The sequence below is a fragment of the Bacillus sp. FSL L8-0099 genome (assembly GCF_038006385.1).
Classification (GTDB): domain Bacteria; phylum Bacillota; class Bacilli; order Bacillales; family Bacillaceae_G; genus Bacillus_A; species Bacillus_A toyonensis.
Window position 1 is genome coordinate 1758854 of record NZ_JBBOVC010000001.1, and the last position, 12595, is coordinate 1771448.

The 12595-nt window shown below is 33.1% G+C and carries 7 protein-coding genes and 2 pseudogenes; 8 read left to right on the forward strand and 1 reads right to left on the reverse strand.

The genetic code is table 11. The annotated features are described in order from the left end of the window. Nucleotides 1-588 precede the first annotated feature (588 nt). Nucleotides 589-2268, forward strand: a complete 1680-nt coding sequence (locus MHH42_RS09185; RefSeq protein WP_098638090.1) for an SH3 domain-containing protein — start codon at nucleotides 589-591, stop codon at nucleotides 2266-2268. A 212-nt stretch (nucleotides 2269-2480) separates the two neighbouring features. Here the strand turns inward: MHH42_RS09185 and MHH42_RS09190 are convergent, their stop codons facing one another. Beyond that, entirely contained in the window at nucleotides 2481-3026 is a 546-nt protein-coding gene (locus MHH42_RS09190) for a hypothetical protein (RefSeq protein ID WP_000458513.1), read from the reverse strand. 871 nt (nucleotides 3027-3897) lie between these two features. Between MHH42_RS09190 and MHH42_RS09200 the strand changes: the two genes are divergently transcribed. From MHH42_RS09200 to MHH42_RS09230, 7 genes and pseudogenes are all read left to right on the forward strand, one after another. Next, on the forward strand, nucleotides 3898-4332 hold the full coding sequence (locus MHH42_RS09200; protein WP_002038451.1) for a hypothetical protein: 435 nt from the start codon (nucleotides 3898-3900) through the stop codon (nucleotides 4330-4332). A 236-nt stretch (nucleotides 4333-4568) separates the two neighbouring features. Beyond that, on the forward strand, nucleotides 4569-5267 hold the full coding sequence (locus MHH42_RS09205) for a YrrS family protein (RefSeq protein ID WP_000532009.1): 699 nt from the start codon (nucleotides 4569-4571) through the stop codon (nucleotides 5265-5267). 371 nt (nucleotides 5268-5638) lie between these two features. Beyond that, nucleotides 5639-7102 (forward strand): hypothetical protein, encoded by a 1464-nt coding sequence (locus MHH42_RS09210; protein ID WP_097854287.1) that lies wholly within the window; start codon nucleotides 5639-5641, stop codon nucleotides 7100-7102. Between the two features lie 343 nt (nucleotides 7103-7445). Further along, on the forward strand, nucleotides 7446-7928 hold the full coding sequence (locus tag MHH42_RS09215) for a hypothetical protein (protein WP_000287105.1): 483 nt from the start codon (nucleotides 7446-7448) through the stop codon (nucleotides 7926-7928). A 656-nt stretch (nucleotides 7929-8584) separates the two neighbouring features. Continuing rightward, nucleotides 8585-8771 (forward strand): annotated as a pseudogene (locus MHH42_RS09220) (hypothetical protein). Nucleotides 8772-9635: 864 nt separating this feature from the next. Continuing rightward, nucleotides 9636-11084: a transglutaminase domain-containing protein gene (locus MHH42_RS09225; protein WP_000812373.1), complete on the forward strand. Its 1449-nt coding sequence runs from the start codon at nucleotides 9636-9638 to the stop codon at nucleotides 11082-11084. Between the two features lie 371 nt (nucleotides 11085-11455). After that, a pseudogene (locus MHH42_RS09230) lies at nucleotides 11456-11660 on the forward strand (hypothetical protein); the annotation flags it as partial. Nucleotides 11661-12595 lie beyond the last annotated feature (935 nt).

Here is a 12595-nt window from a genome sequence, read left to right on the forward strand (position 1 = left end):
TGTAAAGCAGTTATCTTAGTAGATTGCTGCTTTTATATGTCATGTTGTGAATTGGGAATATTATTTTTATAAAAGTTTAGACAATAAGAGAGCTATCCTGTAGGAAGAGTTTACAAGGTGAAAATGTTTTTTGGTTATTTAGAGATTAAAAAACATAATTATTTATGATTAGATTAGAAATGGATAAATGTAATGTATTGTAGTTACAAAAGGCTAAATACTTATATTTGACCTTTCTTTTATTTTATACTACAATTCGTAGTGTGAAAGGAGAGCAGGTATATTTAAGCAAAAGTATAAGTTAAATGAAGAAGGCCTAAATTATGATTTTTTTATTTTTGTAGTATTAATTATAGGTGATTATTAGTAGCTATTTTTTTTGGAAATTAAAACTACATTGTGTAGTGTTATATTGAAGCAATGAGAGAATTTTCAAAGTGTAATGGATTTAAGTTTCTTTTATTACTAGGTATAGATGGTGGATAATAAAAGGATACTTTTCCTGAATAGTTAGAATGAAAAGAAATGGAAGTTAACATAAAAACATAATGATACTTGAATATGTTTGTAGGAAGGTGTTTTATACTTATGAAAAAAATTTTAGCTAGTGTAGCAGTAGCTTCTGTTACAGGAAGTGTATTTATTAGTACTGCTCAAGCGAAAAATACTGTTATACAAAAAGACACGAAGCATGAGCAAACTATTGATGTAGTAAAATATGAAAATCAAGTAACAGTAAATACGAATGTTCTACGTGTCCGCACACAGCCAAATACGTCTAGTGCAATTATGGGACGCGTGTATGAAGGGGAAGTTTTACAAGTTATTGGAGAAGAAAACAGTTGGTTGAAAGTCAATCATAACGGAAAAATTGGCTACGTCAGTAGTGAATTTATTTCGAAAAATGGCGTACTAGCAAAGACGAATATAGGTAAGAGTCGTAGTAAAATTGTAACTGCTAATGTATTACGTGTTCGCACACAGCCAAATACATCTAGTGCAATAATGGGGCGCGTGTATGAAGGGAAAGTTTTACAAGTTATTGGAGAAGATAACGGCTGGTTGAAAATTAACCATAATGGAAAAGTGGGTTATGTAAGCAGTCAATTTGTGAAAGACAGTGGCTCAAATGGAAGCGACAATAACAATGGGAAATTTCAAGTAGCGAGTGGGGATTACAAAGTTAACGTATCCTCCCTCCGCGTTCGTACAGGTCCAAGTACTTCCCATACGATTTTAGGCTCTATGTATAAAGGACAAGTAGTTCGAGTGACTGGTGAAGTACAAAATTGGTTCAAAATTAACTATAAAGGACAAGACGCCTATATTAGTAAAGATTACATTTCAAAGAGTGGCTCTAATGCAAATGAACAACAAAATAATGTTACGGTTCAGGCTGACGGTATATACATTGTAGACGCTACATCTTTACGTGTGCGTACAGGTCCTGCTACATACCATAGTGTAATTGGTGGTGTATTAAACGGACGAACATTGCAAGTAACTGGCGTTGAAAATGGCTGGTTGAAAATTAATCATAATGGAAGAACTGGTTATGTAAGCAGTGAATATGTAAAATTTGTTAAAAGAGGTACACCACCAAAACCTGAAACAAGTAATCCATCTACTGGAGCAACAGTTGATGACTACTATGTTAACGTAAGCGTGTTAAATGTAAGAAGCGGTGCTGGTACAAATCATGGTGTAATCGGTGCTTTATCAAAAGGAATAAAAGTACAAGTTCTATTTGAACAAAATGGATGGAAAAAAATTAATTACAACGGTAAAAACGGTTATGTATCAAGTAAATTCCTATCAAAAACAAGTGAGACTGATGCAGAGGAGCAGCGACAATCCCAAGAGATAAATACAACAAATGAATTTATTCAACCAGCTGTAGGAAGATATACTTCTGGATTTGAGAAACGTGGTGGGCAAATGCATCACGGATTAGATATTGCTGCTTCAGGAATAGTGCCGGTTGTTGCCGCCGCAGAAGGTGTAGTCACTCGCTCTTATTATTCTACAAGCTATGGTAATGTTGTGTTTATTTCTCACAATATTAACGGACAAACATATACGACTGTATATGCTCATTTAAAGAGTCGTTCTGTTTCTGCTGGTCAAAAAGTGAAGCGAGGACAACAACTTGGCATAATGGGGAATACAGGACAATCTGAAGGACAGCACTTACATTTTGAAATCCATAAAGGTGAATGGAATGCACAGAAGAGCAATGCTATGGATCCAAAAACATATATTGGTTAAGTTAAAATTTATTATTTCAAGATGGAATGGTATACCTTCTCAAGCAAAGAGAATTGAATATCTATGAAATTAATGTGTTATCAATTATATAGATGTAGAAATTTTGGACTAGCGATTCAAAGTGTTTTTAATCTTCATCTGTTAAGAAATAAAATTAATGAAATCGATCCCCTCTAATATAATGAAATATTAGAGGGAATCGATTATAGCTGCTAATGTTTATGTTGTTCTTCTGTGGAAGAGGTTGGCGGGACATGCTCTGGGAACGTTATGAATACAGTCAGGATAATTACTACGCCAATGGAGAGTAATAATAGAAACCGACGATGGATATAAGTAGTAAAGGTTTCTGATAAAAGCTGAATTATACATGACATAGTTATCGTTATAGAAAGTAAAAGGCTAATGAATAGTATACTATGAGCTTGTTGCGCATTTAGCATTTCTGTAATCATTGCTCCCATCATACTTGCCATTAATCCAGAGAACATTCCTTCTAAGGCAGTATATAGGTGAAAACGTAGACCGACTAAAAGACCGATACAACCACTAATCAAAATAGCAAGCAAAGTAGAATATAGTAATTCCCCTTTAAAGAGAATACCTAAATAAAAACCTATACTTAAACCGATACTCATACTAAAAGACATAATAAATACCATATACTCCATTAGGGTACCCTTACGTTTAGAAATATATGATGTAATAATAATTGAGATACAACAAAGTGTTAAGGCAGTTAACGTATAAGCAAACATCATGATACCTCCCTGTCCTATCATTCACTTCATCATATGTTCGAATGGAGAGTACTTATGCTAATATATATCTGCAAATTATCTGCACAATTTAAAAAGGTAAGTTCAATATAATTCTCAAAAAATGATGGTTATCTTAGTAGATGATGCTTCATAAGGAATTGTTGTATTTAAAATTTTATAGAATATACTGAAGAAACTGTTTTAGTGTGATAACTGCAAGGATCATCAGTGGAATCTAAAAAATCTCTATGTAAAGCTACTGATTCAATGATTCATGTAAAACTGATATTACTTGTTCTGCCGATTATACTTTCAAAAAGCAACCATCAACAGATAGCCAACTCATTACATTTGAAGCTGTACGAAAATAATATGATCGCACATTTATGAAATGGGATGTTTGTAAAAGAACTGAGCGTTATTTTTCGCTCAGTTCTTTTGTTTATATAAAAAAGATTTTTAACTAAACCTGCTAAGAATTTGTGAAGAATTACATTTAAACTAACGAGGTGCGTTAGTTTAATAAGAATTAAGTGATATTATGAGTGAGGTGAGATTTTGGTTATTCAATTAAAGGAGCGCTTTAACGGAATAATGAAAAGAACCTAATTCCTCAATATAAATGTTGATAAATGGGGCTTTTTAATATGGGGATTTCCTTAACGTTGTAAATGCGCATTTTCCTGACGCTACCCCTACTTGACGAAACAAATGATAGGAAATTCATGATGATATATACATATTCATTATTGAAATTAGTAATAATAAAATGTATTATTGAAAAGCACTATTTATAATTCAAGTAATCAAGGCTATGTATCCATAATAATTTGAACATTCAGAAATTATAATATTATCTAAAAATGAGGTGAGGTTAATAGAAACAGTACATATTAAGTGGTATGGATTGTATAGTTTAAATGATTTTTATAATAGAGAAGAAGCTTTTAAGAAGGGAATATTTGCAATCTCTAGAGTATATGCTAAGAATGAAACATTAATCTATATAGGAAAAACCAAAAGAAGCTTTATACAAAAGATAAGGGAACTTAATAAGGATTGGATTTTTGATGAAAGCGAATTAAAGATTACATTAGGAATAATAGAGTTTCCTAGTGGTGAAAGTTACTCTGAGAGAAAGGTAAAAGAGATAAAATCCCTTTTGATTTTACGACATACCCCAGTAGAAAACAACACATCTTTATTGTACCATAGAGGGCAGTTTAATTTGAAAATTATAAATAAGGGAAGAAGAGGCTTAATTGTTAAAAAGATTTCTACAGGAGATCTAATGTGGACGTAATTGGAATCACCTTTGAATAAAATTGAAGGTTTCTTACGAACAGATGCTTATCAATTTTTAATGTATTAAAATATTTTTGAATAACATATGTCAGATGCTTGAAAAAACACAAATTTTATTATGATATGAAATCTTGTATGGGAATTGTAATTCATTTCCATCGTTTAATAAAAATATTAAGAATTATAAGAAATGCATAAAGATTAGAAGAGAAAATAAACTCGGAGGTTTAAAAAATGGGACAAGTAAGCAGGTTTCAAGAAAAACAACAAAATCGTCGTAAAAAGGTGATTTTTAATATTGCATTTACTTTGGTATTAGTGACAGTTGGTGTAGTGACATACCAGTTGTTTTCCCCTTCTGATACATCAAAGAAAGCAATTGCTCAAGAAAAGAAAGCAACAAAGATAGAAGAGAAGAAACGTAAAGAGAAAGAAGCAACGCAGTTAGAAGAGAAGAAACGTGAAGAGAAAGAAGCAGCGCAGTTAGAAGAGAAGGAACGTGAGGAGAGAGAAGCGGCACTGTTAGAAGAGAAGAAACGTGAAGAGAGAGAAGCAGCACTGTTAGAAGAGAAGAAAAATGAAGAGAAAGAAGCAGCACTGTTAGAAGAGAAACAAAAAGCAGAAAAATCGGTATCTCAAGAAAAGGGTTCTCAAACTAATCCTTCTTGGAAGCCAATTGGTACAAAGCAAGGAACAAAACCTGAAATGAAATTTAAAGAAGGAACAGTAGATTGGAGTGAGATGAAAGAAGCAATTTCTTATGCTGTTGATGTTCCAGAGAGCCAATTGATTTTCGATTTTATTGGGAATAATGGTAATAATAAAGCTTACGGTAATATACGAGATAAACAAAGTAATAAAAAATATAAGGTTGATATTGATTGGGTAGAGAATCAGGGTTGGAAGCCAGTATCTGTCCAAGTGGTAAAATAGATAATAGAATTTTAATTAGGTGTTTAAAAGTTTACTTTTGTAAAAGTTCAAAAAAGAGTCCTTATCAATCAGGACTCTTTTTGGTATGTTGACAGCATTAATTACGTTGTACGAGAAAAAAAGAAAGGAATGAAATATTCTCCTCGTAGTAAACGACTTAGTGGTACCAATGTTTATATGACCAACACTCCTGCTTGAAAACATTAGAGATGTACAGAAACAAAAGCAGCAAGGTTTTTTCGGTTTGTTTAAAGACTAATTAATTGATTAAATGACTCTTCCAAAAAAAACTTAAATCTATTAAATAGTCTAAGCACTCTTTCGTTTTTTTCATATTATATATTGAAAAAAATAATAGAAAGGGTGATCAAATGCCGCCAAAACCAAAACCAAATGATAAAGAAGTTCAAGTGAATAACCCTGCTGTTGATATCGCTAGTTTTCCAAATATAACTCAAAGCGAGACAAGCCTTGCGCGTTTTAAAGATTTTATTTTGTGTGGATTTAATGATACCAATAATGCCACAGGGGTAGCTGGGGCATCAAGTTATTCAGGGTTTTCCTTTTCAAAAGATTTAGGTAAAAATTGGACCGATGGTGGGTCAATACCAGCCAATCCTGGAGGTCAAAATTTTGGTGATCCATCTTTAGCAGTTGATAGAAATGGAGTATTTTATTATTCACAAATTGGGGATGAATTGATTGGAGGCAGGCAAGAAGGTGTAATCACTGTTTCAACCGGAACGATCAGTCCAAACAAAACAATAACTATGAACCTTCCTCAAGTTGTTGGACGAGGGCAGACTCCAGCTGCTAGTGATCCAGGAAATCAAGATAAAGCGTGGATTACAGTAGGTCCTGATGCTGATAATCCAGGAAATGAGGCTTTATATGTTGTATGGACTGACTTTGGCCCTCCTAATGTAGGTACAAAAATTCGTTTTTCAAAATTTGGAACAGGTGTAACATTAACTCCTATTATTCCAAGTCAAACGATTGTCGCTGGGGCTAATGCAGTGTTTGGAGCCTTTCCGGTAGTGGATAAAGCGGGGAATATATATGTTTTTTATGAAAGTCGTTTGCCAGGCACATTTGCTCAGCTAAATACTGCGAACCGTTCCATTCGTATGGCTAAGTCAATCGATGGAGGAAATACCTTCCCAATAAATGTACAAGTCTCTGCTGGCCTATTTGCAGCAGCGGCTACGGATGTTGTACCATGCGGACCAGCCAATGAACTCCGTCCTGTTATATTAACAGAGCAGCAACGGGTGATTAGGATGTTTGAGATCCCTCAAGCGGGTATAGGACCAGATGGTACGATTTATGTAGTATGGAATCAACGTAGAAATATTGGAGGTACAATCTTTATCGATGTCTTTTTAGCCTATAGTCAAAACGGAGGAAATAACTGGACTCAAGTGAATATCTCCAATAATTTGCCCCATTCATTCTTTCCATCAGTAGCTGTCAATAAAGAGGGAGCTCATGTTCAATATAACCGCTTTAATGATCCTAATAATGTTGGCGGCATAGGTAATGGAACGTTTGGTGTGTTTATGAAAACTTTCTCTTTTCATAAGGGTGTTGGTAAAGTAGGTAAAGAAAGTATGGTTAGCACTGCATTTTCTCAAGTGCCTAATAATCATATACCAAGCGGCGGGGTTTTCGTGAATTTTGATCCAAGAGTATTTTCTTGTTATATGGGTGAATACAATCAAGTTATTACAGGTCCAGGCCATTCATTGCTCCATGCTTGGGGTGACAATCGAAATATTTTGAACGGACAGAATAATCCTGATGTATTCTTTAGAAAAACCGAGTCAAAGCCATAACCTAGTAAATTTCTCTAATAGGGGTCACCATACATGCCCATCAACTTAAGAAATTGGTAGTTCCCCAAAACGAAGAAAATTTTCGTTTTGGGGATACTTCAAAATATTAGCTTGATGGGCATGGGATAGTAACAACAAAACGCAAATTTTCAAAACGGTTTACCAATAATCGCTATACACCAGCTTGATACAATAATATTTGGTGTGAGTTCAATACATATTATTAAAATTAAGATGGTTTAAGTCGAAGGAAGGTACCTTAGGGTGTCTTTATATATATATGTTATACCGTCAGCATTTCGGAACAAAACAGGAGGTTCCCTTGCGAGGTTAGGATTCTTCCTTGTACTCGCTACTGATGAAATTACAAATTAACGAATTATATAATTTATTAGACACATTTAAAGAAAAAGAACTATCTATTGGATATAGTGGATTAATAATTTATAGTAATAGTGCATTAGAAAAGGAACAATTGGGGTATAGCATAGATAATAAAGGAGATTGGAGACAGTCTTGGTTTGTCATAGGGCACGAGGAGGAATATGGAAACCCTATCTTTGTAGATATGAGTAGAAGATATTTACCAATATATACTGCGGAACATGGCGAAGGTGAATGGAATCCAAGGATAATAGCATCTTCATTAAAAGGATTTATTAAGACATTAAACTACCTATATGATTTATCAAAAGACAGGGAAAATCCGATTGAAAATAAAGATAATGCTTTGTCTGTATGCGATAAAGCAAAACTCCTTACTAAAATCATAATTCAAACAAAGCGACTAAACATCCGTTTTTGGCTAGGATACTTTCTAGAATGAATATTAGAGGGTTAAATTCCGATAACGATAATTATGTAAATGAGCTGTCCATATGGGCAGCTTATTTTATTTTTCCGCATAGCTTACGTTATTTTGAAAAATACTTGCGGTACCCTTACTAGTATTCTTGCATTTAAATTATTTTTAATATATTATATTTATATGGTAATATAAATATAATATGCAAAAATGATTCAAATCTATTAATAAGATGTAAGTCCTTTTCAAAGATAAAAAAATTTTAAATAGAAGTTTATTTACCTTTCAATGATAGGAGTTAATGTTCCTAGAACATAGAGAAAAAAGGCGCCATACAGAGTAATCTGACAAACCTGAGAGGTATTGTATGTAGTTTGCTCATCTCATACAAAACAAAAGAGCCTTACCTCTCTAGGTAAGACTCTACTAGTTTAGTTGTATAATATTTACATAGTAACTAAGAAACAGAAAACATATAGGACTAAGTAGCAGAACCCTAACATTCCTCCTACAGCTAATACCTGTTTAACCCAACCCTTAAATTTTAGATTACTGTCAATCTCTTGCACTCTTTCCATATTTCCTCCTATTAAGGAGAACCCTTAAAGACTCTCACCTCGTTATGGTACCATTAAAGAATGACTAATAGAGGTCTAATTTTGTCTAAACGTATAAATATGCAATATTGCATACAGAAATGTATTGTTATAATTGTAAGCGCTTACTATAATGAGAGTATAAAGATTAACCACATCTTAATACGAAAAAAGAGGAGAGAATAATATGGAAATCGCAATGGCAGTTTTAAAATTTATAGGTGGAGCAATCCCATTAGTTCAAGAACTTCTAAAAGCATTTATGTAAATTCACTATTTAGCAATTATTTATAAAAATTATCATACAAATGATCTGTATATCAAAAATGAATTGATTTACAGATTATTTGTGTGAGTAAGGTCCCTTTAACATTATTAAGGGACTTTTTTTAATTTCTAAATACTTAAGGTTACGTCACATCAACATCAAATTAAAAGTACTTTTAAAACATTAAAAAGTGCTCTTTATTTATTATAAATATGAAAGCTAATTTTTGAATATTCGTTCATTTTCGTTTCAACACATAAATGTTCGTAATTACATACATTCTATTATCGCTAACAATATGATTCTCAAAAAATCCTAAATATTAAAAGCTGTTTGAAAGACATAGATCATCAAGTCAATATTGCAAAAAGCAAACGTCCCGAATGTAAAGAACCTCTTATTATAACAGGTACTCAGTATACAGAAGTGACAACAAAATGGTTAATAAATCTGAATTCCGTATAATTAACATAACATTTGACCTGAATTTCCCCATAATGCGCCGTTAAAAAAATTTCACGTGCCATATGTTTAATATGTTTATATAGATAAATAAATGCCAAATCTTGCTTTAATCGCTAATATTGACTAAGATAACTCTTATAACAAAGAGGCTATGTATTATGTGTTTCATAAGCGGAAAGACAAAGAGTTGCATCGTCATCTTTTGGCTAGTTGGTCTAATTTATCCCACATTAACTGCTCGTAAAATCCCGATTGAATCAACTAACAATCAGTGAGGAGAGTAATATCTACTAATGAAAGTGTCACTTTATAATATTGAGTATTTATTTTAGTTTTGCAACGCCCTCATTGTTAATGTTTGATAGATAAATAGCTCGAGAGAAGGGGAATATTAGATTTATGAAACAGAATATAAAAGTTTTAGCTATGGCAGTCGGTCTCACAGTGATGGGATCAACAGTAGCTACTTATACAAGTGCTGATACAGGTTGGAAACAAACTGGATCAGTATGGAATTACTATAATGTAAACGGTGTGAAGCAAACAGGTTGGCAGCAGGTAAACGGAGCATGGTATTACTTTAACGGAAGCGGAGCGATGCAAACAGGTTGGCAACAGGTAAACGGAGCATGGTATTACTTCAACGGAAGCGGAGCGATGCAAACAGGTTGGCAGCAGGTAAACGGAGTATGGTATTACTTCAACGGAAGTGGAGCGATGCAAACAGGTTGGCAGCAGGTAAACGGAGTATGGTATTACTTCAACGGAAGCGGAGCGATGCAAACAGGTTGGCAGCAGGTAAACGGAGTATGGTATTACTTCAACGGAAGCGGAGCGATGCAAACAAATTGGCAGCAGGTAAACGGAGTATGGTATTACTTCAATGGAAGCGGAGCGATGCAAACAAATTGGCAGCAGGTAAATGGAGCATGGTACTACTTCAATGGAAGTGGGGCGATGCAAACAGGCTGGATCCAAGATAATGGTAAACAGTACTACCTTGAAAGTAATGGTGTTTGGAATCCAAATACTACATCTGCAAATAATAATTCACGACCTGACGGGAAACTATTAGACGCATTTCAAAATGAAATAAAAACTCATATTAATAATCAAAAAGAAAATATAACGATGACATATAAATCCCAAAACTCTAATATTAATGAGGTTCTAAATACACTTGTTAAAGAATATGACAAGGCAGTCGAATCTAACGAATATTTGAATCATAATATTTCGCATACGCAATATTCCGTTCGTGGTATTCCAGGAAATTACACGTTTACAGTAAAGATTACATATCGTGAATCCAAAGGACAAACGGACTATGTAAAGGCGCAAGCGAAATCAATTATTAATTCCATTATCAAAGCTGGTATGGATGAACACGAAAAAGTAAAAGTAATCCATGATTATGTCGTAAAGCATGTTTCTTATGATACTTCTTTCCAAGCTTATACAGCATATGAAGCTTTAGCAAACCGCTCTGCTGTTTGTCAAGGGTATGCATTATTAACGTATCAATTGTTAAAAGAGGCTGGAATAGAAACTCATATTGTAACCGGAACTGGAAATGGACAACCACATGCTTGGAATCAAGTGAAAATTGAAGGGAAATGGTACCATCTTGATACAACTTTTGATGATCCAATTCCAGATGTGCAAGGACGAGTAACTTATTCATATTATAATCTGTCTGATGAACAAATCGCTAGAAATCATCAGTGGGATCGTAATAAATTTGCGCCGGCAACAACAAACTATGCTAATGAATTAGCAAAAAAAATCCAGTCGGGTAGCTCAAAAACATGGGAATATCAGGAAATATCAAAAATCATTAAACATTAAAATTAATGTTTTGATGTAACTGCTTTAAAACACTTACTTAGGCATACAGAGATTATGAACCTACAGAGGTAAGTAATATCCGTATGAAAAAGTACATGTATTCACGTTGAGGGTGTTGCAAAACCAAAATGAATATTCTTATAATCAATAAAACTAGTTAAACATAAAATATATAGTGATTTAGTTTTTGTGATAGCAGTGGCTGTTGAAGCTGCAATTTAATTTGTCAAAATGGAATTAGGTTAAAAAAATGAAATAACCTTAGTAGAACAGTTCAATTGATTTGAACTGTTCTACTTGTGTTTGTAAGGTAAACGTCAAGTAACTCCAAAATATACAATAAAAGTGGATTTTGGAGTTGTTTTTTGTGTGCTTCACTTGTTTCCATAATGGTTACTTCAGCTGGTTTGATGTACATCCGAGGGGTTTATTAATAAAGGGGGGCTAGATCATAGGGGATGGGCATTGGAAGGTCCAGAGCTATTATGGCCAATTTGGGGATTAGCTCTGTTTGGCGCTACAAATACTTATTATTATCGGAGGCGTGGTATGTGCAAATATTGCAAACGGATATAAAGTGAACATTTATTAAGTGTGGAAGTGTATTGCCAATGAATAGCAGGATAAATAATTTGTTACAGGAAAACAAAGCTCTTTTATAATTTAATTTTGACGGAATCGATACTTTTTTCCTTTTATCAGCTTGTGAAGTAGTATGGAAATTAGATTTATAATATAAAAGTCAGGCTAAAGTAATTGCAATAAGCAATTTGAATAGTAATCTTAAGTAAATAAAAAAGAGAGAAGAGCTCACAAATGTTCTTCTCTCTTTTTAAATCTAATTAGGGTTTCCATAACTGTAGATATCGATGGTGTAAATTAGTGAATATTGTCAAAGTAGTACTTCAAGTTAAGAGTATAAAAAGAAGTTTCTTTTTTCTGAAAATGTATATTAATACAAAATTAATTATTAATATCAATAAATGGTTTTATGTTTCATTAATGGATTCATTGTCATCTACATTTATTATTTATTGCAACAGCTTTCATTTCCAAAATTAGATGTTTTAACAAAGGACAATATAAGTATCATTATAATGACTTTCCAATATAATCAATGTGTTAATGAAAGGAACTCTGTGTTATTTTTGCTTTTCTAGTAACTAATACAGCTTCAAACAAAGGACACAATTGCTACATGCTAAGTGTAGTCTATTACTCATTCAAGATTCTGTTTATTCAATCTTTCTAAAAATAAAAAAATATTGAGCTCATAAATATACAAGCTATAATGAGGGCGTCGAGAGAGAATTTATTACCTTTAGAGAAAGTATCAAACCTAGTTTTTTGCAAAAATTCTAATGACATTGCAAGTAATCTTTTAAAATTGGACATACTGACATGATTACTCTAAGAAAGGTATGTGATTAAAAGGAAGTGTATTTGACACGAGAATGAAAACGTATTCAATGAGGTCTTGTTTTGAATCAGTCATTTTAATAACTTAGATT

Coding starts and splice junctions, on each gene's coding strand:
- MHH42_RS09185 (WP_098638090.1), top strand. CDS start 589: ATGAAAAAAATTTTAGCTAGTGTAGCAGTAGCTTCTGTTACAGGAAGT.
- MHH42_RS09190 (WP_000458513.1), bottom strand. CDS start 3,026: ATGTTTGCTTATACGTTAACTGCCTTAACACTTTGTTGTATCTCAATT.
- MHH42_RS09205 (WP_000532009.1), top strand. CDS start 4,569: ATGGGACAAGTAAGCAGGTTTCAAGAAAAACAACAAAATCGTCGTAAA.
- MHH42_RS09210 (WP_097854287.1), top strand. CDS start 5,639: ATGCCGCCAAAACCAAAACCAAATGATAAAGAAGTTCAAGTGAATAAC.
- MHH42_RS09225 (WP_000812373.1), top strand. CDS start 9,636: ATGAAACAGAATATAAAAGTTTTAGCTATGGCAGTCGGTCTCACAGTG.